The following is a 22,589-nucleotide window of genomic DNA, read 5'->3' as shown; positions in this document are numbered from 1 at the left end:
CCGGTCCGGGGCGGGCCAGGTCAGCGGCCGGCGAGCACGCCCCGGGGCATCGACACCACCCGTGAGCCCAGGTACTCGCCCACGCCCTTGGCCTGGGCGTCGACGCGGGTGCAGGAGGCGACACCCATCTCCAGGTAGTCGTGGAGGAGGAAGTTCATGCCGCGCAGGTTGGGCAGGAGGTGGCGCTCCACGTCGAGTCCCGCCGTCTCGGGCAGGAGCTCCTTGATGCGTTCCACCGTCAGGAAGCCCGCCAGCCAGCGGTACTGCTCGTCGGTGTGCACCCAGGCCCCGACGTTGGCCATGCCGCCCTTGTCGCCCGACCGGGTGCCGATCACGGCCCCGAGCTCCGACTCGACCACGTCTGCGTCCTCCACCTCGACGTGGGGTGCCTGGCTGTCGTGGGCCGGCGTGAAGCTGTCGTTCGTCGCGACCGGTCCCCACTCGACCATGTGCTCCGCGCCGGCGACGTGCACGCGCGCGGTGACGGACTCCTTGTCCACGAGACACGGCCACTGGATCCCGACGAGACGCTCGCGCTGAGGCGGGGTCGCGGTGTAGAAGCCCGGGATGCTCGAGACGCCCAGCTGGGTGATGCGGTCGGAGAACGCCGCCCGGCTGACCCTCTCCCGGCGCCGGTCGCGGGCAGTGGCGATGACCCAGGCCGTGGCGTCCTCGAACGATCCGGTCGAGGAGTCGGCGGGACCGATGATTGACCAGCGGAACTGGTCGAACGACTCGGGACTGCCCACGGCCTTGGCCACCTCGCGCTGCAGCCACGCGACCTTGGCCTCGACGTGGCCGCCCGTGATGCCGACGGTGGCCGAGTTGCGGTAGCCACCCTCGAAGCACAGGGACAGCTTGGTGGCCGCGGTCGGGGCGTAGCCCCTGGCGCCGCTGAGGAGGACGCGGTCCGGTCCGTCCTGGCTGACCAGGACGCTCGACAGGTCGCCCACCACGTCCGGGTTGTCGTAGCGCGGTCCGCCGACCTCGTACAGCAGCTGTGCAGTGACGGTGTCCACGTCCACCAGGCCTCCGCTGCCGGCCGTCTTGGTGATCACGCTGTCCCCGTTGGAGGCGACCTCGGCGATCGGCACGCCGGGGAGCCCGAGGTCGCCGTGGCGGTGGAACAGCGAGAAGTTGCCGCCGGTTACCTGGCCGCCGCACTCGATCGCGTGGCCGGCCCACAGCGCGCCCGCGATCTGGTCGTAGTCGGACGGCGACCATCCGTGGTGCCAGGCGGCCGGGGCGATCACGAGCGATGCGTCGGTGACGCGCGGGCAGATGACGATGTCCGCGCCCGACTCCAGGGCCTCGACGATGGGCCACGCGCCGAGGTAGGCGTTGGCCGTCAGCACCGTGCGGTCGTCCAGCTCGAGCGGCTTGCCGGTCGTGAGGTGACCGAACGTCTGACCTTCTTCCAGCAGGCGGTCGACGTCGCCGATGATGTCGTCGCCGGTGATCGCCGCCACCGTCAGGTCGAGGCCTCGCTCCCGGCAGGCCCGCTCGACCTCCGCGGCACAGGCGAGCGAGTCGAGGCCGCCCGCGTTGGTCACCACCTTGATGCCGAGGCGCGCGATGTCGTCGAGGTTGCCGACCAGCTGGTCCACGAAGCCCGAGGCGTAGCCCACGCCACCGCGCATCTGGTTCTTCTTCAGCACCAGCATCGTGAGCTCGGCCAGGTAGTCACCCGTGAGGACGTCCACCCCGTCCGCGATGAGCTCGGCCATCGCGTCGGGTCGGTCGCCGTAGTAGGCGGAGAACTGTCCGATGCGCAGCGGGTGGGTGTCGGCCTGGGTCACGACGGTGCCTTCCTGGAGACGGTGGTGCCGCCGGGAACGAGGGGACGGGCGCCGACGATCCGGTGCGGACGTTGACAACGTAAGGATGTCGCTCGATCATGTCAACCGTCCGGTCGGTCGTCTATTTCGGCCGCTGTCATCGAGAGGGATCCATGACCGCCTACCGCTCCCAGTTCGACCGCAGCATCGAGGACCCGGTCGGGTTCTGGTCCGACCAGGCGGACCTGGTCGAGTGGTCCGTCCCGCCCGATCGGGTGCTGGACGACTCGCGTCCGCCGTTCTACCGGTGGTTCGAGGGAGGACGTCTCAACACCTGCCACAACGCGCTGGACCGCCACGTCGCCGGCGGCAGGGGTGATGTCACGGCACTGATCCACGACTCGCCGGTCACCGGCGCCAAGCTCGAGATCAGCTATGCCGATCTCCTCGACCGGGTCGAGCAGTTCGCCGGAGCCCTGCGCGCCCAGGGGGTACGCCGCGGCGACCGCGTGGTCGTGTACCTGCCGATGATCCCCGAGGTCGTCGTCGCCATGCTGGCCTGTGCCCGGATCGGCGCGATCCACAGCGTCGTGTTCGGCGGGTTCGCAGCCCAGGAGCTGGCCATGCGCGTCGACGACATGCGTCCCGCCGTGCTCGTCACCGCGTCGTGCGGCATCGAGCCGGGTCGGGTGGTCGAGTACAAGCCGATCGTCGACGCCGCTCTCGACCTGGCGTCGTACCCGCCGGACACGGTGATCGTCGTCCAGCGGCCCCAGGCCGAGGCCACCCTGGTCGCGGGGCGCGACGTTCTCTGGGAGGAGGCCGTCGAGGCCGGCCGCGGCGCCGACGTCTCCTGCGTCGAGGTGGAGGCCACGGACCCGCTCTACGTCCTCTACACCTCGGGGACGACCGGCAAGCCCAAGGGCATCGTCCGTGACAACGGCGGTCACGCCGTGGCCATGGCCTGGTCGATGCGTCACGTCTACGGCATGTCGCCCGGTGACGTGTGGTGGGCGGCCTCCGACGTCGGCTGGGTCGTCGGCCACTCCTACATCGTCTACGGGCCCCTGATCGCCGGGCTGACCACGGTGCTCTACGAGGGCAAGCCGGTGGGCACCCCGGATGCGGGTGCCTTCTTCCGCGTCGTGGCCGAGCACCGGGTCAATGCGCTCTTCACCGCGCCGACGGCGCTGCGGGCCATCCGCCGCGCGGACCCGGAGTCCGTGCTCGTGCGCGAGCACGACCTCTCCAGCCTGCGCACCCTCTTCCAGGCGGGTGAGCGCCTCGACCCCGGGACCTTCGAGTGGGCTGGCGAGGTGCTGGGCGTCCCCGTGGTGGACAACTGGTGGCAGACGGAGACGGGGTGGCCGATCGTCGCCAACCTGCGCGGCCTCGAGCCGATGCCGCTGAAGTCGGGATCGCCCTCCGTCCCGGTGCCGGGCTTCGACGTCCAGGTGCTCGATCCCGGCGGGCGTCCGGTGGCGTCGGGCCAGGAGGGGGCGATCTGTGTGAGGCTCCCGCTCCCGCCGGGCACCCTGACGACGCTGTGGGGCGACGACGACCGCTACGTCGCCTCCTACCTCAGCGAGCACCCCGGCTACTACATGTCCGGCGACAGCGGCTACCGCGACGAGGACGGCTACGTGTTCGTGATGGGCCGGACCGACGACGTCATCAACGTCGCCGGCCACCGACTCTCGACCGGCGCCATGGAGGCCGTGATCGCCCGGCACCCAGACGTCGCCGAGTGTGCGGTGGTGGGAGCCGCCGACGACCTCAAGGGGCAGCTCCCGCGCGGCTTCGTCGTGCTCAAGTCGGGCGTCGACCGGCCGCACGGCGAGATCGTCGACGAGCTGGTGCAGAAGGTGCGCGACGAGATCGGTGCCGTCGCCGCCTTCCGGGTGGTCGACGTCGTCGACGCGCTGCCGAAGACGCGGTCGGGCAAGATCCTGCGCCGCTCGATGAGGGACATTGTCGACGGCAAGGCGGTGGCGGTCCCACCGACCATCGAGGACGCGAGCGTGCTCGAGCGGATCCGGGCCGACTTCGCACCCGCACCGACACCGAGCAGGCCGATCACGGAAGAAGGAACAGCATGAGCACGCACGAGCAGGACGGTCACGTCGAGCTGGAGCGCGACGGTCACGTCGCGCTGATCACCATGCGCCGGCCGGCCAAGCGCAACGCACTCAACTTCCCGATGCGCCAAGGACTGCGCGACGCCTTCGACGAGTTCGAGGGCGACCCCGACCTGAGGTGCGCCGTGCTCACGGGCGAAGGCGCCTGCTTCAGCGCCGGAGGCGACCTGGTCGAGATGGCGAACACGAAGATGGACGTCGTGCCGGCCGAGTGGAACCAGCTCCTCGGCAGCGGTGCGCCGCTGACCAAGCCCGTCGTGGCCGCCGTCAACGGGCCGGCCCTCGCCGGCGGGTTCCGCCTCGCCCAGGACTGCGACCTGTGCGTCGCGGGGGAGGGCACCACCTTCGGCATCACCGAGGCGAAGCGCGGGCGCGGAGCCCCGTGGGCGGCGCCGCTGACGGCGATGGTCCCGGCGCGCATCATGATGGAGCTCCTCCTCACCGGCGAGCCGATCTCCGCCCAGCGCGCCCACGAGGTCGGACTGGTCAACCGTGTGGTCGCGGACGGCGAGATCGTGGCGGAGGCCCTGCGCCTCGCCCACTCCATCGCCGCCAACGCTCCCCTCAGCGTCGCCGCCGGCAAGCGGCTGGTCCGGCTGGCGGCCGATCTCGGTCCTCTTGCGGCGGCCGAGCCTGCCGACTGGCTCTACCTGCGCGCCTACACCAGCGAGGACGCGCAGGAGGGTCCGCGAGCGTTCCGGGAGAAGCGCCCGCCGGTGTGGCAGGGGCGCTGAGGCTCGTTGACGACGGTGCGCCGCGCACCTACGATTCAAATACCCAACCGACTAGACGGTCGATAAGCCCCGCACCGAGGAACGAGGAAGTCCATGTCCCGAGTCGCCTTTCCCTACCACGCTGACCGGCGGGACCTCAGGGAGTCGGCGCGCACCATGTGCTCGGCGTACCCGCTCGACTACTGGGACCAGCACGACCTGGACAAGGAGTTCGCGCAGGAGTTCTTCGACGAGTTCGCCAAGGCCGGCTTCCTGGGGATCATGGTCCCGGAGGAGTACGGCGGTGGCGGTGGGTCGATGTCCGACATGGCCGCCGTCCTCGAGGAGGTCGCCGCGTCGGGCGGCGGGCTGAACGCCTGCAGCAGCGTGCACGTCCCGCTGCTCTGCATCCCGACGATCCTGGAGTTCGGGACGCCCGAGCAGAAGGAGGAGTACCTCCGGCCGATCGCCGAGGGCCAGCTCTTCGTGACCTTCGGGGTCACCGAGCCCAACGCCGGCACCGACACGACCAAGATCGAGACCACGGCCCGGCGCCAGGCCGACGGCAGCTACCTCGTCAACGGGGCGAAGGTGTGGAACACCGGAGCGCTGCGCGGCGACAAGGTTCTGCTCCTGGCGAGGACGAGCGCACAGTCGCCGGGACGACGCAGCGGCGAGGGCCTGACCCTGTTCATGGCCGACCTGGCCGGCGACTCGGTCGACATCAAGCCCATCCCGAAGATCGGTCGCAACGCGCTCCCGTCGTGCGAGCTCTTCTTCCGCGACCACCCCGTGGCCGCCGCCGACGTCATCGGCGAGGTCGACCAGGGCTTCTACCACCTCCTCCACAGCCTGAACGGGGAGCGCCTCCTCCTGTCGGCCGAGGCGCTGGGCATGGGTCGCTGGGCCATCGACGCCGCCGTCCAGTACGCCAACGATCGGGTGGTCTTCGACCGCCCGATCGGCAAGAACCAGGCCGTCCAGCACCCGCTCGCCGAGGGCTACATGCGACTCCTCGCCGCCTCCGAGGTGGTGGCACGAGCCCTGGCGGACTACGAGCAGCACGGCGGGGCGGCCATCGGCGTCATCGCCAACGCCGCCAAGTTCCTCTCGACCGAGGCGGCGTTCTTCTGCACCGACAACGCCATGCAGACCTTCGGTGGCTACGCCTACGCGCGGGAGTACCACATCGGGCGGCACTGGATCGAGTCCCGGCTCCAGCGATTGGCCCCCGTCAACAACCAGATGGTCCTCAACTACATCGCGGAACGTGCCCTGCACCTGCCGCGCAGCTACTAGGCCGACATGAACCTCAACGCGCACGACGCACCCTTGGCCGGAGTGCGGGTCCTCGAGCTCTCGTCCCGGGCGTCCGGTGCCTACGCCGGCTGGCTCCTGGCCCAGCTCGGGGCGAGCGTCACCCGGCTCGACCTCCCCACGGTCGTCGACTGCGACCCCATCGCGCAGGCCGAGCTCGAGAGGTCCCTGCACGGCGACAAGGTCCAGGTCGCCTCGGGCGACCCGGCCGCGATGGCCGCCGCGACCGCGTCTGCGGACGTCGTCGTGGCCGACTCCCTCCACGACGACGCGCTCGACGGCGCGGCGACCCGCGCGTCGCTCGCCGTCCTCGCGGACCTCGCGCCTGCGTGCCCGGTCATCGACGTGTCGAGCCATCGCGTTGCCGACGGCGCTCGCGCACCGTCCTCGGCACTCGGCGCGGCTGCGACCGCGGGGATGTCGTGGTCGCTCGGGCACCCCGGACTCGAGCCGCTCGCGCTCCCCTACGACCTCCCCGACTTCATGGCCGGGACGGAGGCGGCGAGCGCTGCCGCCCTGTCCCTCGTCCTGCGGCGTGCGAGCCAGTCGCGGCAGGTCTGGGACGTCGCGTCCTCGGACGTGCTCGCGATGTACGTCGGCCAGATCTGCTCGAACTTCCTGCCCTACGAACGCCCGTGGCGACGCGACGGCGCACGGGCGAGCATGTCGGGCGGGTCCTACCCAGCGGCGATGTTCGCCTGCCGGGACGGCCACGTGTCGATCATGTGCCGCACGAACCGTGAGTGGAACGGGCTGCTCCGGGCGATGGGTGACCCGGACTGGTCGCAGGACCCGAAGTTCGAGGACTCGCGGGTCGTGGCCCGCCTCCACGCGGACGAGGCAGATCCACACCTCGTCGCGTGGACCCGGGATCGCACGCGTGACGAGATCTTCGCGCTCGGCAAGGAGTTCGCCTTCCCGGTCGCCCCGGTCCTGTCCATCCAGGAGGCCCTCGCCCAGGAGCAGTTCTCGATGCGCGACTTCATCGCCCGCGACAGCGAGAGCGTCGTCGTCGGGCGCCCGTGGAAGCTGTCCCCGCCGGTCGCGTCGTCGACCGCCGTCGTGTCGCGCCGGGCCCCGTGGGACGGGTCCCGCGCGACACCGGACAAGCCCCTGGCCGGGCTGCGCGTCCTCGATCTGTCATGGGTGTGGTCCGGACCGATGGTGACTGCCGCCCTCCACGACCTCGGGGCCGAGATCCTCAAGATCGAGAACCGCAAGCGGGCGGATCCCGCGCGGTTGCGCGGTCGCGCCTACCGGGACGGCGTCCCGGTGGACGGACCGGAGCTCGAGGTCACGCCGTACTTCAACCAGATGAACCACGGCAAGAGGAGCATCGCGCTCGACATCGCGACGGATGAAGGTGCGGCGTTGGTCCTGGACCTGGCCGCAGAGTGCGACGTGGTCGTCGAGAACATGCGACCGGGCGCCCTGGAGCGACGGGGCCTGCACTACGAGCGACTCTCCGCGCGCAACCCCGGGATCGTGATGCTGTCGATGTCGCTGATGGGTCAGACCGGCCCCATGCGCAGCGTCGGCGGGTATGCGCCGGTCATGTCCGGCCTGGCCGGGCTCGACTCGGTGGTGGGCTACGACGAGGACGACCTGATCGGACTGTTCAACCCGGCACTGGGCGATCCCAACGGCGCGGGGCACGCACTCGCCGTGCTCCTCGCCGCCCTCGCCGGTCGGCAGCAGACCGGTGTCGGCGCGTGGATCGACCTCTCGCAGGTCGAGGCACTCATGAGCATCCAGCGGATCGCCGTGGCCGAGCGCGGCAGGGGAGCCACCCCCGCCGTGCGTGCCAACCGCCACGCGGTCTTCGAGCCGCACGGCACCTGGCGCTCACTGGGCGACGACGACTGGGTCACGGTGGTGGCTCGTACCGACGACGAGCGCGAGAGCCTGGCGAAGGTCGTCGGGGCCCACGCCGACGCATCAGGACCCGAGCTCGAGGCCGCGCTGCAGGCCTGGCTGGCCGCCCGCCCGGCGAGTGCCGCCGCGACGGAGCTCACGACGGCGGGCATCGCCGCGCACCCGGTCCTGTCCTTCGAGGCCATGACGAGCAGTGATTGGGCGAGGTCTCGAGGTCTGGTCTCACGGGTGGAGCATCCGTTCCTGGGCGACCAGCTCATGTTCGCGGTCCCGTGGAAGTGCAACGGCGCGGGCTACTCGGTGACCGCTCCCGCGCCCCTGCTCGGCGCCGACACCGACCGGGTGCTCGGCGACGTGCTGGGCCTGGCGTCGACCGACATCGGACGTTTCCGCGAGTCGGGGGTGATCGAGTGAGCGTGTCCTCGTCCAGCACGACCCATCGCCGGTTCGTGCTGGCGCGTCGGCCCCAGGGTCTGCCGGTCGCCGCTGACTTCGAGGTCGTCGAGTCGGGCGTCCCCGCCGCACGTACCGGCGACGTGGTGGTGCGGCACACCCATCTGGGCCTCGCGCCCGCAGCGCGCATCCGGATGTCGGAGGACGTGCAGGGCTACCTGCCACCCTTCGCCATCGGCGACACCATCTACGGCGCTGCGGTCGGTCTGGTGGTGGACTCGCGCCACGACGACTTCACCGTCGGCGACGTCGTCGTCTCGATCAACGGTGGTTGGCAGACGCACGACGTCAGCGACGGCTCCAACCTGCGGCCGGTCGACCTCGACCTGGCGCCGGCACCGACCTGGCTCGGGGTGATGGGGGTCAGCGGCCTCACCGCGTACGTCGGGCTCACCGACATCGGGCAGGTCAGCGCGGGCGACACCGTGGTGGTGTCGGCGGCGGCGGGCGCCGTCGGTTCGACGGCCGTGCAGTTCGCCCGGGCGATGGGGTGCCGGGTGGTGGGGGTGGCCGGTGGCCCGGACAAGGCTCGGCACGTCCTGGAGGTCCTGGGCGCGGACGCGTGCGTGGACTACAAGGCGCCGGACCTGCCACGGCAGCTGGCCGCCGCCTGCCCCGACGGCGTCGACGTCTACTTCGACAACGTGGGCGGCATGGTGCGCGATGCCGTGTGGCCGCTCATGCGCCAGTACGGGCGCATCGTGGTGTGCGGCCAGATCGCGGAGTACAACCGCGCCGACGCGGTGGGCAGCGGACCGGACTGGTACCCACTGCTCACCCGGTCGCTGGTGGTCCGGGGCTTCCTGGCCAGTCGCTACCAGCATCGCTACGACGACTTCCGGGCCCGCGCCGCGCAGTGGCTGCAGGACGGCTCCGTCCTGCCGACCGAGCACGTGGTGCCCGGCTTCGAGAGCACGCCCGAGGCGTTCATCGGGATGCTCCAGGGCCGCAACGTGGGCAAGACCGTGGTGGCCATCTAGCGCACACCGGTGGGCGGAATCCAGCCCCGATTCCGCGCGCGGGGGCAGACCTCGACCCCATCGAGAGGGTCGCAACGGAGAGAAGAGGCACCGACATGATCGACACGATCCGACAGGCGATCACCCGGGTGGGACCGGACCAGAAGTCCGAGTACGCCGCTACCGGGGAGGTGCCCGTGACGGAGGCGCTGCTCTATCCGGGCGCGCAGTACTGGCTGGTCTGGGGGACGCAGGACGGCGTCGCGCCGGTGGGTCAGGACTCGGCGCCCGTGCAGAAGCCGTTCTTTCCCGGCCCGGGCGGCACGAGGTTCATCGTCGTCCGGTTCGCTCCCAACATGGCGGCCGGCAGCGGGGCCGGCACCCCCTCGGAGGAGGAGTTCGCCGAGATGCGACGAGATGCCGAGGACAAGTTCCCGGGCTTGTTCGACGCCCACGCCACCGACCCGGCCAAGGGTGCGTTCCACGCCACCGACACGGTCGACTACGCCTTCGTCGTCGAGGGCGAGCTCACCCTCGAGCTCGACAACGGGATCACCGAACAGCTGGTGCCGGGGTCGTGCGTGGTGCAGCGCGGGACGCGCCACGCGTGGCACAACAGCTCGGACCAGTCGGCGCTGGTGGTGTTCGTCATGGTGGGCGCCCGGCGTGTGGCCGGATGACGTCGACCTCGACTCCGTGGCGTCCCTGCGGCACCGCGAGGTCGCCCGCGCGATCGCGTCAGTGAAGCGCGCCTACTTCCGACACCTCGACGCCAAGGACTGGCCGGCCCTGGAAGCGATGTTCGCCCCCGGATCGAGCTTGCGACACCCGGTGCTCGGTGCGTTCGACGACATCGCCTGCGCGATCGATGCCGTACGACACCGCATCGGCGCGAGCCGGACGACCCATGAGGGCAGGTGCACGTCGATCACCCTGCACGCGCCGGACACCGCCGAGGCGACCTTCGACATGACGTCCGTCAGGTGGCTCGCCGACGGCCGCCGTGTGCGGACGGCCGGTGAGTACCGCGACGTCCTGGTGCGGGACGAGCGTGGCTGGCGCATCGCCTCGCTCGTCCTGACGTCCTCGTACCGCGAGCAGTGACCTCGTTCAGCGTCCGTGAGTGGTCAGAGCGTGCGGATCACCCGCGCCGGCGACCCGACGGCCACGACACCGGGGGGCAGGTCCTTCGTCACGACGGAGCCCGCACCGACGACGGTGTCGGCGCCGATGGTGACACCGGGGCACACGATCACGCCGCCGCCGAGCCACACGTTGTCGCCGATCACGATCGGCTCCGCGGCCTCCCACTTGTCCCGTCGGGGACCGGGCTCGAGCGGGTGGGTGGCGGTCAGGAGCTGGACGTTCGGGCCCATCTGGACGTCGTCGCCGATCGTGATCGTCGCGACGTCGAGGAGGATCACGCCCCAGTTGATGAACGTGCGCGCACCGATCGTGGTCTGGTAGCCGTAGTCGCACTGCAGGGGCGGGCGGATCTCGCTGTCCTCGCCGTACGCCCCGAGCAGCTCCTCGAGCAGAGCTCGGCGGCCCGCTCCGTCGTTGGGGTCCATGGTGTTGATCCGGTGCGCCAAGCCCTGCGCGCGTCGCGACTCCTCGCCGAGGACGGGGTCGTCGGCGATGTAGAGCTCGCCGGCCAGCATCCGGTCGCGCATCGTCTTCTCGCTCATCGAGCCAACGTACGCCCGGGCGACCGGGGGTCCGGAAGGGGACCGTGGTGGCGAAGCGTCACCGGGGAGCCGACACTTCGCCCCCACGCCCTGTGCCTCGAACTTCCGGGGCAGGGAAGCCCGAGCGAGTCAATGGTAGGCAGGGCGGCGAGAGTCGCGCAAAGGTTCTCACTTATTCACCTACTTCGCGCTGGAAGGGCTCGCCCACCGGACGGACCGCGTCGCCCACCGGACGGAACAGCGCGTTCAGGCTCCCTTCAGTCCATGCTCAGGCTCGGCCCGTACGGTCGGACGGGATGACTCACTTGAAGCGCAACCGCACTGTCCTCGGCCTGTCGCTGGCCGCCGCCACGATCGCGCTCGGCGCCTGCGGGGGCGGCGACGACGGGGCCGACAACGCCGGGGCGGCCAAGGAGCCGACCTCGCAGAGCAGCGAGTCCGACGCCGCCGGCGACGAAACCGACGAGACCGACCAGGCCGCCGAGCCCGACCTCTCGGACATCCCGGACGTGGTCGCCGAGGTGAACGGCGAGGAGGTGACCAAGGACGAGTTCGTCGTGGTCTACGAGGCGCAGTTCCAGCAGGCGGCCATGCAGGCCCAGATGGGAGGCGAGCAGCCGGACGAGGAGACGCTGAAGAAGCAGACGGCCGACAACCTCGTCAACACCGAGCTGATGGCCCAGGAGGCCGAGGCGCGCGGCATCGAGATCACCGACACCGACGTCGACGACGAGCTCACCTCGCTGGCGAAGCAGAACCAGATGAAGTCCTCCGACGAGATCCTCGCGGCCCTCGAGCAGCAGGGCACCAGCGAGGACGAGGCACGGCAGCAGGTCGAGTCGCAGCTGATGATCGAGCAGCTCGTCGACGACGAGGCCGGCTCGACCGAGCCGAGCGAGAAGGACCTCCGCACGCTCTACGCGCAGGCGAAGCAGCAGCAGGCCCAGCAGGGCGAGCAGGCGCAGAAGATCCCCCCGTTCGCCAAGGTCCGCTCGCAGCTCGAGGAGCAGGCGAAGTCCGACAAGGTCAACGAGGTCGCCCAGGGGATGGTCGAGGACCTCCGCAAGGACGCGGACATCACGATCAACCTGTGACGGGACGCGCCGCTCCGAGCTGCTCCAGCAGCACCCGGAGCGGCGCCCACTGCTCGCGTCCGCGGCGGGTGACGGCGAGCGCACGCAGCACGACGCCCGGTTCCGTGATCGGGAGGACGCGCACCCCGCGACGTACGACCCGGTCACGCGGCAGCAGGCCGATGCCCCGCCCCGCGAGGACCAGGTCCTCGACCAGGTCCAGGCTGTCGATGCGGTGCACGATGCGCGGGGTGAAGCCGGCCATCGACGCCAGCGTGCGCACGGCGTCCTCGTCGGCGGTGTTGCGCGAGTTCACGATCCAGTCGCGATCGGCGTACGCCGCGAACGGCTCGCGTCTCGCCGGCGCGCGGACCCCGAGCCCCCACGGGACGCCCCAGAGCTGAGCGGCGGTCATGTCGCTGCGCAGCGCGAGCGGCGCCAGGTCGTAGTCGTAGACCAGCGCGAGGTCGATCTCGTCGCGACCGAGGAGGTCGAGCGCCTCGAGCGGCTCGAACTCGCTGAGCCGCACCTCGATGCCGGGGTGCTCGCCCGCGAGATCGGCCACCGCCGGCAGCAGCGATCGGCGGATCGCGGTCGCGAACCCGCCGACGCGGACGACGCCGTGCGGCTCCTCGTGCGGGTCGAGATCACGCCGGGCCGCGTCCACGGCGGCGAGGATCGTGACCGAGTGCTCGGCCAGCCGGCGACCGGCCGGGGTGAGGCGGACTCGACGTCCGACCGGCTCGACCAGTGGCGAGCCGACCTCGGCGGCCAGCGCAGCGACGTGCTGCGACACGCTCGACGTCGTCATGCCCAGCTCGTCGGCCACGGCCCGCATCGACCCCTGTCGCGAGAGCTCGAGGAGGACGCGTAGGCGGTGGGTGTTCACCGATCAATTGTCAAGCAGATGTGGACGGTACGTCCAGCAAAGTCGCGTGGACGCAAACGGTCGGTCGGGTCTTCACTGAGTGCATGAGCACCTGCCGCACCTCCGCGCGCACCGGCGCGGGCCTGGCCACGGCCTCCATGCTCTGCGTCCAGCTCGGCCTCGCCGCGTCGGTCGGGCTGATCGACGACCTCGGCGCGCAGGGCACGGCGTGGCTGCGCCTCGCCTGGGCCGGCGTGCTGCTGCTGGTCATCGTGCGCCCACGGCCCTCGCAGTTCAGCGGCCTCGCGCTCCGCACCGGTGTCGCCCTCGGCGTCGCGACCGCCGGCGTGACGATCCTCTTCATGTCGGCGATCGACCGCCTGCCCCTGGGTACGGCGAGCGCGCTGGAGTTCCTCGGCCCGCTGGGGGTGGCCGCGTGGCGAGGCCGCGGGCCGGCGCGGCTGTGGGCGGTGCTCGCCGCCGTCGGGGTGCTGCTGCTGACGCAGCCCTGGGCGGGTGGCGCCGACGGCGTCGGCGTGGCCTTCGCGCTCGGCGCGGCGGTGTGCTGGGCGGCGTACATCCTCCTCACGCAGCGCGTGGGCGACGAGGTGGAGGGCCTGGCCGGACTGGCGATCTCGATGCCGGTCGCCGCCCTCGTCGCGACGATGGTCGCCGCCCCGACCGGCGTCTTCACCGACCTCACGCCCCGCCTGCTGCTGCTCGGGCTCGGCCTGGCGATCCTGCTGCCCGTCGTCCCGTTCGCCTTCGAGCTGCTCGCGCTGCGACGGCTCACCACCGCGGCCTTCGGGACGTTGATGAGCCTGGAGCCGGCGATCGCCATGCTGATCGGGTTCGTGGTGCTCCACCAGGAGGTGGGCGTCGTCGCCGTGGTCGGGATCGGGTGCGTGGTCGCGGCCGGCATCGGCGCCGAGCGGTCGGGTGCCCGGCCCGGGGCGGTCGACGACGCGACCGCCCCGGCCGCGGTCAACGCGTGAGTGTGCGAACCCGAGCGTGTGGTCCAGGTGTTAGCCGGTGACACCCGGACCACACGGTCGCCGCGGAGACCGTCCGGTCAGGAGACGACCGCGAAGCCGCCGGTCCACGAGACCTTCTCGCCCACAGCGAGCGTGAGCTGCAGGAAGCCGAGCGCCTCGAGCTCGCGCGCCCGGCTCAGGGCGCCCGCGTCGACGGCGCGCAGGCCGCCGGCGGTCACGATGCCGCCGAGCAGCGACTTGGCGTCGGCGTCGTCACCGGCGATGAGGACCGTCGTGGGGACCTCGCCCACGGCGCCGGACGCGAGGGTCGCGGCGAACGTGGTGTTGAACGCCTTGAGCACGCGCGACTGCGGCAGCGACGCGGCGAGGCCGGCGGTGGCCGAGCTGTCGGCGGGGGTGACGAGGGAGTCGAAGGTCTCGAAGTTCAGCGGGTTGGTGATGTCGACGACGACCTTGCCGGCCAGCTCGTCACCGCGGGTGGCGACGACGTCGGCGATCGCGGGGAAGGGGACGGCGAGCACGACGACGTCGCCGGTGAGAGCCTTGTCCGTGTCGTTGTGGCCGATCAGCTCGACGGTGTTGCCGCCCTTGGCGACGACGGACGAGATGGCCTGGCCCATGGTGCCGGTGCCGACGATGCTGACGTGTGCCATGAGTTCCTCCTGGATGGTTTGGTTGTTGCTACAATCAAAACCCTACACCGATAAACTTGTAGAGACAACTATTTCTGAGGAGCGACATGACCACGAGGTGGCTGGACGACCGGGAGCGGGTCGCGTGGGTGCGGCTGGCGGCCGTCATGGAGCTGCTGCCGGGTGTGCTCGACTCGCAGCTGCGACGCGACGCCGAGCTCACGCACTTCGACTACTTCGTGCTGGCGATGCTCTCGGAGGCGCCGGAGCGCACCCGCCGGATGACGCACCTCGCGGCGCAGACCAACGCCACGCTGCCGCGGCTCTCCCACGTCGTGCGCCGGCTCGAGGAGCGCGGCCTGATCGAGCGCTTCCCCTGCCCCGAGGACGCACGCGCGACCAACGCGCGACTCACCGCCGCGGGCTGGGCCAAGGTGCAGGCCACCGCGCCGGGGCACGTCGCGACGGTGCGCGAGCACGTGATCGACGCCCTGTCGCCCGCGCAGGTCGACCAGCTCGCGGAGATCGGCGAGGCGATCCTGGCCCGGCTCGACCCGGAACGGCGGGTCGCGGAGGGCTCCGAGGGCTGAGCTCCGCCGCCCGTCGCAACCGGGAGCCGGGCACGATGTGCCCGTGGACACCCGGACGCGGCCGAGCTGGCAGACCGCAGGTCTCGTCGCGGGCGGCTTCGTGGTCGTGCTCTGGTTGCTCGAGGTCCTCGACACGGCGTCGGGTCACGCGCTCGACGCGTACGGCGTCCGGCCCCGCAGCGACGAGGGACTCCTCGGCGTGGTGCTCGCGCCGATGCTCCACTTCGGTTTCGAGCACCTGAGCAGCAACACCGTCCCGGTCCTCGTCCTCGGCTTCCTGACGCTCGCCTCGGGGGTGGCGCGAGGCGTGGCGGCCACAGCGGTGATCTGGGTCGTCGCCGGGCTGGGCGTGTGGCTGGTGGGCGACACGGGCTCGAGCCACGCCGGGGCGTCGTCGCTGATCTTCGGCTGGATCGTCTACCTCGCCGCGCGGGGAGTGGTCAACCGGAGCTGGGGGCAGGTGCTGATCGGGCTCGCCGTCCTGTTCGTCTACGGCGGCGTGCTCTGGGGCGTGCTCCCGGGGCAACCCGGCATCTCCTGGGAGGGCCACTTCTTCGGTGCGCTCGGAGGCGGGCTCGCGGCCTGGCTCGTCGGGGTGCGGCCCCCACGCCCGATCGTCTAGCGCGTGGCCCGGCGGTGCTCGATCGCGAGCAGGCCGATCGCCACGGCCGCGCCGATCGCGGTCTCGACGCCTCGGTCGAACAGCAGGGATCCTGCGGACTGCGCGGCACCGAGCTGGCCCATGAGCAGCGCCATCGGCGTGATGAAGAGCAGGGCCAACGCGTAGTTGCGAGCCACGAGGAGCTCGGTGACGACCTGCAGGACCACCACGACCAGCACCAGCGGCACCGGCTCGAGCTCGAGCAGGAGCAGGGGCGCGGCCGTGAGCAGGCCCAGCGTCGTGCCGGCGATGCGGTGCCCGGCCCGCAGGGCCTGGTGGTCGCGGCCCACGACACTCAGCGGCGCCGCCGCCGCGACCGTCGCCCACCACGGGTGGCCGATGCCGACCACCGTCGCGACGACACCGGCCACGCCGACGGCCAGGAGGTAGCGGACCGGAGCCGTGGAGCGGGGGGAGCGGAGCTGGGCGAGCGCCGGCCGCGGGGTGCGCCGCGCGACCGCGCCGACGTTGCCCACGACCAGGGCGAAGACCGCGCTCGCGGTCGACACGGCGAGTGCCGTCGGCACGTCGGACCACGCACCGGGGGCGGCCGCGACGGTGCCGAAGGCGAAGATCATGAAGAGCGGCCCGGACGGGTGCCAGTCGAGCACCGTCGAGACCACCGAGCCGGCGAACGCCACCGCCGCGCTGACCGCGACGAGCGCCCAGGGACCCCCGTCCACGGCGGCGAACACTGCGCCCAGCCCCACCGCCGACACCAGGGCGACTCCCGCCGAGGCCTGCATGACGGCCCGCGGCAGGTGGACGTGGTTGCGGCCGTAGAGCGACGCGAACGCACCGAAGGCGGCGTAGATCGTCCACGAGGTGCGGTCCAGCAGCACGACCGCCAGGAGGGGTACGGCGACGCTGAGCCCGGCCCGCAGCGCGACGCGGTGCTGGCCCGGCGGCACCGGGTTGAGCCGCACCAGGTCGCGGATCCCGAAGCGGAGGTCGGTGGGCCGCGACGACTCGCCGCGACCGCTCTCTCCCATGCGCTCATGCTCGCACCCGTGCATGCGATCAGACGCGGAAGTCCTGGGACTGCCCGGCGTCGACGGCTCGTCCACCCCGGTCGCGGCGATTCCGCGCGAAACCGCCACAAGATGGTGACAGAGCGGCTACATTCGCCCTCTCGACGTCGAGGCTTTCCCCCCGGAGTGCATGGTGACCGAAGTTCCAGAGCTGGAACGTGTCCTCGGACGCGTGCGCTTCAACGTGCAGGCCGACGGCACGCTCGAGGGTGACGACGGCTCGGCCGGCATCTTCGCCGCGGCCCTGCGCTACGTCTGCCGGATGGGTGCCCAGATGGGGGCGCTGCTCGACGTCGGCCCGCTGGAGCGGGTCAGCACGATCAGCACCGTCTCCGTGATGGCCCGGGTCGACGGCATCGCGCCCGACCTGAGCATCGCGGCGGAGGTCGACGTGCAGAGCCACGCGCTCGTGCGACGTCCCTCGCCCGTCCCCGTCCCCGGCCTGACGGTCTCCGAGGCCATCAACCGGTCCCTGCGCCGGGTCACCGTCGACCTCGCCAGCGACTGGGCCGCGGTCATGACCGACGACGCCCGGGTGATCGGTGCGGTGCACGACGAGTCCGCCGGCCACGCCGCGCCCGCCGGCCTGCCCGACGTCGGGCTCCGCGCGCTCGCCGTCCTCGCCTCGCTGGACGAGCCACGGCGCGAGTCCGGCGTGCGCTTCGACTTCGTGCGCGGCTCGGTGCTCGTCGCCGCGCTCGGCGAGCACGCGCTCTTCAGCCACGCCGACCGCTTCGAGCCGACCGACGTCACCCGCACCGTCGATGCGGTCCGCAACATCCTCGCCGCCGTCGAGCTGCGGCACGCGCCCAGCGTCACGGCCTACAGCCGCGCCTGAAGCCGCGCTAGGTTGCCGACATGGTCGGGACCCCGGGTGGCACACCAGAGAGGCCGGCGACCTTCTTCGCCTCGGCGCAGGAGTTCCGTGAGTGGCTCGAGGCCAACCACGAGACCGCGACCGAGCTCTGGATGGGCCTGAACAAGAAGCACGTCGCCGACCGGGGCCTGACGTGGGACGAGGCCGTCCCCGAGGCGCTGCGCTTCGGCTGGATCGACAGCGTCGCCCAGCGCATCGACGCGGACGCCGTCCGCCAGCGCTGGACGCCACGCAAGCCGACCAGCATCTGGAGCGCGGTCAACATCGCCCACGTCGAGCGGCTGGTCGCCGAGGGCCGGATGCGACCGGCCGGCCTGGCGGCGTACGAGAAGAGGAGGCCCGAGCGCAGCGGCATCTACGCCTACGAGGCCGATCGCCCGCTGTCCGACGAGCAGCGGGCGCGCCTGCTCGCCGACCCCGCAGCGGCCGCGTTCTGGGAGCTCGCGACCAAGACCTACCGCCGGATCGCCGAGAACTGGGTCGTCAGCGCGAAGCGCGAGGAGACCCGCGAGAGCCGGCTGGTGCAGCTGATCGCCGACTGTGCGGCGGGAGTGCTGATCAAGCCGCAGAGGTACGGCGACGAGCCGAAGTGGGTCGCGAAGGCGGCGGAGGCGGCGCGGCAGGCATCATGAGCCGCAGCAGGGGCATCATGTGTCCGTGCTCGTACGTCGCCTGCTGGCCCTCGCCCTCGTCCTGACCGCCTCCCTGGTGGCCGCGCCGGCGGTGGCCGACCCCGACTTCACCGTCACCGCCCACCGCGGCGCCCCGAGCCGCACGCTCGGGGAGAACACGCTGCCGGCCTTCGGGCGCGCGCTCTCCGACGGGGCGACGGCGATCGAGACCGACCTGCGGCGCACCAAGGACGACAAGCTCGTCGTCCTCCACGACAGCGGCGTCGGGCGCACCACCAACTGCGCCGGCCCGATCGGTGCGTGGACGCTGCGCGACCTGATGAGGAAGTGTCGCGAGGACACCTCGCACCAGCCGGTTCTCACGGCGGCCGAGCTCCTGGGCTGGGCCGAGCAGACCGGCGCCTCGCTGATGATCGAGCTCAAGGGCAGCAACTGGTCGATCCCGCAGGTGCGCGAGGTCGTCAACCTGCTCAAGGGCTCGGCGGTCTTCGACCAGGTCGCCATCTCGTCGCTGCGCCTCACCGTGCTCCAGCGCGTGCACCGCCTCGCGCCCAACCTCGACACCCAGCTGATCGTCAGCGGCTGGCGCAAGGTGCGCGCCTCGATCGGCCAGGTCGAGGGCTACAACGTGCCGGCGTCCGCGCTCACGACGTCGCGGGTCAAGCGGCTGCGGCGCAAGGGCATCGTGGTCGTCGGGGGATACGCCGACTCGCCGGCGCAGTGGCGGCGGCTGGCCCGCCTCGGGGTGGACGGCGTCGTGGTCCCGTCCGTGCGCGCCTACAGCGAGTGGGCGCGCTGAGCGTGCGCCTGCGCCTCGCCGCGACCGGGCTCCTCGTCCTCACGCTGGCCGGGTGCTCGTCCGACTCCCCCGTCGACGGCGAGCCTCCCGCCGTACCCTCCGGGCCGACGACCCTCCAGCCCGCCGAAGGAAAGGTGCCGAGCGGCACCACCCGCGTGACGTGCGCCGTCGAGGCGGCGGACGGGCCGGTGCGGCTGGCGCTGGACCTTCCGTCCGGGTTCAGGGCGGGCCGCCACCGAGACCGCGGGTGCACCTGGCGCGACCGCGTCCGGATGCACGACAGCGACATCCCCTACTCGATCGACGTCGTGGTCAGCGTCGCGACCGCCGACGGCTCGCTCGACGACGTCCACGCCCGCGAGGAGCCGTTCCTCGTCGAGGGCGACAGCCCCGAGGGTGACGACTCCATCCTCGACCTCCTGCTCGACCAGGGCGTCCCCGCGCTCGGGCCGACCCTCGGCGACCGGCTCTCCTGGAGGTGCTACTGCGACGGCCAGGACCTCATCACCCGGATGGCGCAGGCCGACGGCGTGCGCGTCACCTGGTCGTCGGTCGTGCCACTGACCGAGAAGACCGACGCCGCCTTTGCCCGCGCCGTCGACGGGGCCGGGACGGTCTGAGCCGCTCACGGGCGGGAGGCGCACGTGACGCAGCGGCGCGCGGTCGGTCGGGCCTCGAGGCGGCCGGGCGGGATGGGGAGCCCGCAGGTCTCGCACGCGCCGTACGACCCGTCCTCGAGCCGCGCGAGCGCGGCCTCGATCTCGGCCAGGTGGTCGCGGGCCTGGCGGACCAGCGACCCGATCTGAGACCGCTCGAAGGCGATGGTGGCGCCCTCGGGATCGTGCTCGTCGTCGGCGTTGGTGTCGAGCGACGCGGCGACCACGGCGTCGTAGTCGCCGGTCAGCGCGGCCAGGCGCGCCAGCACCCGCGAGCGCTCGGCCTCGAGCAACGTCCGGGGGTCCTCCATCCGCCCAGCCTGTCACCGACACAATGGGCGACATGAGCGCCTACTGGATCAGCACCTACCGCGAGATCACCGATGAGGCGAAGGTCGCGGCGTACGCCGAGCTCGCCGGCCCGGCCCTTCGCGCGGCCGGGGGCACGTTCGTCGCCCGCGGGCTGCCCGAGCAGACCTACGAGGCCGGCGAGGTGACGCGGACGGTCGTGATCGTCTTCGACTCCGTCGACGCCGCCCGCGCCGCGCACGACAGCGCGGCCTACCAGGAGGCGCTGGCCGCCCTCGACGGTGGAGCCGTCCGCGACATGCGGGTCGTCCCCGGCGTCGCATGACGGAGGTCGGTACGGCGCACGCGATCTCGCCCGACTCCGGCACCCACTGGACGGAGCCCGGCGCGTGGCCGGCGGCGCCCGGCGTGCACCGGATCCCGCTGCCGCTGCCCATGGACGGGCTGCGCGCCGTCAACGTCTACGCGATCGAGACCGACGACGGGCTGACGCTGATCGACGGCGGGTGGGCGATCGAGGTGTCCCGCGCCCTGCTCGAGTCGTCGCTGCGCGAGATCGGTCGCGAGGTCCGCGACATCGACCGGTTCCTCGTCACGCACGTGCACCGCGACCACTACACGCAGGCGGTGACCGTGCGCCGCGAGGTCGGCTCGCACGTCTCCCTCGGCCTCGGCGACAAGGCGACCCTCGACCTCATCCGGCGCCGCGACCGGCTCGAGGACGATCCCCACGTCGCGCTGCTGCGCGCCGTGGGCGCGCCGGACATCGCGCGTGCGTGGGCCGACTTCACCCGCACCAACACGCCCGACCTGTCGCTGTGGGACGACCCCGACACCTGGCTCGACGGCGACCTCGAGCTCGCGGTCGGCGCGCGCACGATCGACGCGGTGCACACCCCCGGCCACACCCAGGGCCACTACGTCTTCGCCGACCGGCCGGGTGGGCTGCTGTTCGCCGGCGACCACGTGCTGCCGACGATCACGCCGTCGATCGGCTTCGAGCCGGCCCTCGCCGAGCTGCCGCTCGGCGACTTCATGGCCTCGCTGACCAAGGTCCGCGGCCTGCCCGACCTCACCCTGCTGCCGGCGCACGGGCCGGTCGCCCCGTCCTCGCACGCCCGGGTCGACGCCCTCCTCGCGCACCACGAGGTGCGGCTCGACCTGTGCGTCGCGGCGATCGGCGACGGGTCGCACGCGGCGTACGACGTGGCGGGATCGCTGCCGTGGACACGGCACGAGCACCGGCTCGCCGACCTCGACGTCTTCAACACCGCCCTGGCCATCCTCGAGACCCGGGCCCACCTCGAGCTGCTGGTCGCCCGCGGCGTGCTGGTCAGGGGCGAGACCGACGGCGTGGAGCACTACACGGCGGCGTAGTCTGGTCGGTGAAGACAGGGGAGCACGCCAGTGCTGAGAGTGCGGTCCGTCCGCAGACCCTCCGAACCTGATCCGGTTAGCACCGGCGATAGGGAGTCACAGCACCATGTTGCGCATTTCCGCGTTGTCCACCGCCCTCCTCCTGGCCCTCACCGGCTGCAGCACGATCGGGGGCGACGACCCCGAGCCCACGGCGTCCGACTCCGGGCGGGAGGTCGGCGGCCAGGTCGTGCTCGTCACCCACGACTCGTTCAACCTGCCCAAGAAGCTCGTCCGCTCGTTCGAGCAGGAGTCCGGCATCGACCTCGTCACCCGCGCCGCGGGCGACGCCGGCACCCTCACGGCCAAGCTGTCGCTGACCAAGGACGACCCGACCGGCGACCTCGCCTTCGGCGTCGACAACACCTTCGCCTCCCGGCCGCTCGACGAGGGGGTGTTCGCGGCGTACGCACCGACGCTCCCCACGGGCGCCGAGCAGTACGCCCTCGACGAGGGAGCGGGCGAGCTCACCCCGATCGACGTCGGCAACGTGTGCGTCAACGTCGACACGACCTGGTTCGACGACGAGGGCATCACGCCTCCGCAGACCCTCGACGACCTCGCCGACCCGACCTACCGCGACCTCTTCGTCACGCCCGGCGCGTCCACCAGCAGCCCCGGCATGGCCTTCCTGCTGGCCACGATCGCGGAGTACGGCGACGAGTGGCCCTCCTACTGGCAGGACCTGCTCGCCAACGGCACCAAGGTCGTCGACGGCTGGGAGGACGCCTACTACGGCGACTTCACCCAGGGCGGCGGCAAGGGGACGCGCCCGATCGTCGTGTCCTACGACTCCTCGCCAGCCTTCACCGTGAAGGACGGTGCGTCGAGCACGGCCGCGCTCCTCGACACCTGCTTCCGGCAGGTCGAGTACGCCGGGGTCCTCTCCGGTGCGGCCAACCCGGCCGGCGCGGAGAAGGTGATCGACTGGCTGCTCTCCGACGAGGTCCAGGCCGCCCTCCCGACCGCGATGTACGTCTTCCCGGTCAGCGCCGCCGTCGAGGTGCCGGCCGACTGGGCCGAGTTCGCCGTGCAGCCGACGGAGCCGCTGTCGGTGTCGCCGGCCGACATCGCGGCCAACCGCGAGCAGTGGCTCTCGGAGTGGACCGACCTCGTGACCCGGTGAGCC

Annotated in this window: 24 protein-coding genes and 1 riboswitch; of the genes, 18 read left to right on the top strand and 6 right to left on the bottom strand. The window is 71.9% G+C overall.

Features of this window, described 5'->3' with window-relative positions:
* Nucleotides 1-20: 20 nt before the first annotated feature.
* Nucleotides 21-1,799 (bottom strand): acyclic terpene utilization AtuA family protein, encoded by a 1,779-nt coding sequence (locus C7S10_RS03510; protein ID WP_207769208.1) that lies wholly within the window; start codon nucleotides 1,797-1,799, stop codon nucleotides 21-23.
* 152 nt (nucleotides 1,800-1,951) lie between these two features.
* Between C7S10_RS03510 and C7S10_RS03505 the strand changes: the two genes are divergently transcribed.
* From C7S10_RS03505 to C7S10_RS22100, 7 genes are all read left to right on the top strand, one after another.
* A complete protein-coding gene (locus C7S10_RS03505) occupies nucleotides 1,952-3,877 on the top strand; it encodes a propionyl-CoA synthetase (protein ID WP_108342978.1) in 1,926 nt (641 codons plus the stop codon).
* Complete coding sequence (locus C7S10_RS03500) at nucleotides 3,874-4,650, top strand: enoyl-CoA hydratase/isomerase family protein (protein WP_108342977.1); 777 nt, start codon at nucleotides 3,874-3,876, stop codon at nucleotides 4,648-4,650. Before C7S10_RS03505 ends, C7S10_RS03500 begins: the two co-directional genes overlap by 4 nt.
* A gap of 93 nt (nucleotides 4,651-4,743) precedes the next feature.
* Nucleotides 4,744-5,928 (top strand): acyl-CoA dehydrogenase family protein, encoded by a 1,185-nt coding sequence (locus C7S10_RS03495; RefSeq protein WP_108342976.1) that lies wholly within the window; start codon nucleotides 4,744-4,746, stop codon nucleotides 5,926-5,928.
* A gap of 6 nt (nucleotides 5,929-5,934) precedes the next feature.
* Nucleotides 5,935-8,235: a CaiB/BaiF CoA-transferase family protein gene (locus C7S10_RS03490; protein WP_108342975.1), complete on the top strand. Its 2,301-nt coding sequence runs from the start codon at nucleotides 5,935-5,937 to the stop codon at nucleotides 8,233-8,235.
* On the top strand, nucleotides 8,232-9,254 hold the full coding sequence (locus tag C7S10_RS03485) for an NADP-dependent oxidoreductase (RefSeq protein WP_108342974.1): 1,023 nt from the start codon (nucleotides 8,232-8,234) through the stop codon (nucleotides 9,252-9,254). The genes C7S10_RS03490 and C7S10_RS03485 overlap by 4 nt, the downstream gene beginning before the upstream one ends.
* 95 nt (nucleotides 9,255-9,349) lie before the next feature.
* Nucleotides 9,350-9,913, top strand: coding sequence for a cupin domain-containing protein (locus C7S10_RS22105; RefSeq protein WP_165807033.1), 564 nt, complete (start codon nucleotides 9,350-9,352; stop codon nucleotides 9,911-9,913).
* Nucleotides 9,900-10,337: a nuclear transport factor 2 family protein gene (locus C7S10_RS22100; protein WP_165807032.1), complete on the top strand. Its 438-nt coding sequence runs from the start codon at nucleotides 9,900-9,902 to the stop codon at nucleotides 10,335-10,337. The genes C7S10_RS22105 and C7S10_RS22100 overlap by 14 nt, the downstream gene beginning before the upstream one ends.
* Before the next feature lie 23 nt (nucleotides 10,338-10,360).
* On the opposite strand, the gene C7S10_RS03475 is transcribed toward C7S10_RS22100, so the two are convergent.
* Entirely contained in the window at nucleotides 10,361-10,921 is a 561-nt protein-coding gene (locus tag C7S10_RS03475; protein ID WP_108342972.1) for a sugar O-acetyltransferase, read from the bottom strand.
* Nucleotides 10,922-11,217: 296 nt separating this feature from the next.
* Between C7S10_RS03475 and C7S10_RS03470 the strand changes: the two genes are divergently transcribed.
* A complete protein-coding gene (locus C7S10_RS03470) occupies nucleotides 11,218-12,015 on the top strand; it encodes a SurA N-terminal domain-containing protein (RefSeq protein WP_133176417.1) in 798 nt (265 codons plus the stop codon).
* On the opposite strand, the gene C7S10_RS03465 is transcribed toward C7S10_RS03470, so the two are convergent.
* Nucleotides 12,005-12,883: a LysR family transcriptional regulator gene (locus tag C7S10_RS03465; protein WP_108342970.1), complete on the bottom strand. Its 879-nt coding sequence runs from the start codon at nucleotides 12,881-12,883 to the stop codon at nucleotides 12,005-12,007. The two genes, C7S10_RS03470 and C7S10_RS03465, sit on opposite strands and share 11 nt — an antisense overlap.
* Before the next feature lie 83 nt (nucleotides 12,884-12,966).
* Here C7S10_RS03465 and C7S10_RS03460 point away from each other — a divergent pair, with 83 nt between their 5' ends.
* Nucleotides 12,967-13,857 (top strand): EamA family transporter, encoded by an 891-nt coding sequence (locus tag C7S10_RS03460; RefSeq protein ID WP_108342969.1) that lies wholly within the window; start codon nucleotides 12,967-12,969, stop codon nucleotides 13,855-13,857.
* A gap of 77 nt (nucleotides 13,858-13,934) precedes the next feature.
* Here C7S10_RS03460 and C7S10_RS03455 read toward each other — a convergent pair whose 3' ends face one another.
* Nucleotides 13,935-14,510, bottom strand: coding sequence for an NADPH-dependent F420 reductase (locus C7S10_RS03455; RefSeq protein WP_108342968.1), 576 nt, complete (start codon nucleotides 14,508-14,510; stop codon nucleotides 13,935-13,937).
* Nucleotides 14,511-14,596: 86 nt separating this feature from the next.
* Between C7S10_RS03455 and C7S10_RS03450 the strand changes: the two genes are divergently transcribed.
* Nucleotides 14,597-15,079: a MarR family winged helix-turn-helix transcriptional regulator gene (locus C7S10_RS03450; RefSeq protein ID WP_108342967.1), complete on the top strand. Its 483-nt coding sequence runs from the start codon at nucleotides 14,597-14,599 to the stop codon at nucleotides 15,077-15,079.
* A 43-nt stretch (nucleotides 15,080-15,122) separates the two neighbouring features.
* A complete protein-coding gene (locus tag C7S10_RS03445) occupies nucleotides 15,123-15,701 on the top strand; it encodes a rhomboid family intramembrane serine protease (RefSeq protein ID WP_243395175.1) in 579 nt (192 codons plus the stop codon).
* Here C7S10_RS03445 and C7S10_RS03440 read toward each other — a convergent pair.
* The gene (locus tag C7S10_RS03440; RefSeq protein WP_108342965.1) at nucleotides 15,698-16,732 is read right to left on the bottom strand and encodes an FUSC family protein; all 1,035 of its coding nucleotides are present in this window, start codon (nucleotides 16,730-16,732) and stop codon (nucleotides 15,698-15,700) included. The genes C7S10_RS03445 and C7S10_RS03440 overlap by 4 nt on opposite strands.
* A gap of 172 nt (nucleotides 16,733-16,904) precedes the next feature.
* Between C7S10_RS03440 and C7S10_RS03435 the strand changes: the two genes are divergently transcribed.
* From C7S10_RS03435 to C7S10_RS03420, 4 genes are read left to right on the top strand one after another with little or no spacing between them, the layout of a single operon-like run.
* Nucleotides 16,905-17,609 (top strand): hypothetical protein, encoded by a 705-nt coding sequence (locus C7S10_RS03435; protein ID WP_133176416.1) that lies wholly within the window; start codon nucleotides 16,905-16,907, stop codon nucleotides 17,607-17,609.
* A gap of 20 nt (nucleotides 17,610-17,629) precedes the next feature.
* Nucleotides 17,630-18,280, top strand: a complete 651-nt coding sequence (locus tag C7S10_RS03430; protein WP_108342963.1) for a YdeI/OmpD-associated family protein — start codon at nucleotides 17,630-17,632, stop codon at nucleotides 18,278-18,280.
* A 25-nt stretch (nucleotides 18,281-18,305) separates the two neighbouring features.
* Nucleotides 18,306-19,079 carry a glycerophosphodiester phosphodiesterase gene (locus C7S10_RS03425; protein ID WP_165807031.1) on the top strand — a complete coding sequence of 258 codons (774 nt, stop codon included), beginning with the start codon at nucleotides 18,306-18,308 and terminating at the stop codon, nucleotides 19,077-19,079.
* On the top strand, nucleotides 19,067-19,699 hold the full coding sequence (locus C7S10_RS03420) for a hypothetical protein (protein WP_108342961.1): 633 nt from the start codon (nucleotides 19,067-19,069) through the stop codon (nucleotides 19,697-19,699). The genes C7S10_RS03425 and C7S10_RS03420 overlap by 13 nt, the downstream gene beginning before the upstream one ends.
* 5 nt (nucleotides 19,700-19,704) lie before the next feature.
* Here the strand turns inward: C7S10_RS03420 and C7S10_RS03415 are convergent, their stop codons facing one another.
* The gene (locus tag C7S10_RS03415) at nucleotides 19,705-20,046 is read right to left on the bottom strand and encodes a TraR/DksA family transcriptional regulator (protein WP_108342960.1); all 342 of its coding nucleotides are present in this window, start codon (nucleotides 20,044-20,046) and stop codon (nucleotides 19,705-19,707) included.
* A 32-nt stretch (nucleotides 20,047-20,078) separates the two neighbouring features.
* Here C7S10_RS03415 and C7S10_RS03410 point away from each other — a divergent pair, with 32 nt between their 5' ends.
* The 3 genes from C7S10_RS03410 (at nucleotide 20,079) to C7S10_RS03400 (ending at nucleotide 22,586) form a co-directional block, all read left to right on the top strand.
* The gene (locus tag C7S10_RS03410; RefSeq protein WP_108343304.1) at nucleotides 20,079-20,369 is read left to right on the top strand and encodes a DUF1330 domain-containing protein; all 291 of its coding nucleotides are present in this window, start codon (nucleotides 20,079-20,081) and stop codon (nucleotides 20,367-20,369) included.
* Nucleotides 20,366-21,421 carry an MBL fold metallo-hydrolase gene (locus C7S10_RS03405; RefSeq protein ID WP_108342959.1) on the top strand — a complete coding sequence of 352 codons (1,056 nt, stop codon included), beginning with the start codon at nucleotides 20,366-20,368 and terminating at the stop codon, nucleotides 21,419-21,421. Before C7S10_RS03410 ends, C7S10_RS03405 begins: the two co-directional genes overlap by 4 nt.
* A 6-nt stretch (nucleotides 21,422-21,427) precedes the next feature.
* Nucleotides 21,428-21,533: riboswitch (TPP riboswitch) on the top strand.
* Entirely contained in the window at nucleotides 21,528-22,586 is a 1,059-nt protein-coding gene (locus C7S10_RS03400) for a thiamine ABC transporter substrate-binding protein (RefSeq protein WP_108343303.1), read from the top strand. It overlaps the preceding riboswitch by 6 nt.
* Nucleotides 22,587-22,589: the final 3 nt, after the last annotated feature.

The sequence above is a fragment of the Nocardioides currus genome (assembly GCF_003057875.1).
In the GTDB taxonomy this organism is placed as follows: domain Bacteria; phylum Actinomycetota; class Actinomycetes; order Propionibacteriales; family Nocardioidaceae; genus Nocardioides; species Nocardioides currus.
The sequence above is the reverse complement of the archived record's forward strand: the minus strand, read 5'-3'. Positions and strand labels throughout refer to the sequence as shown.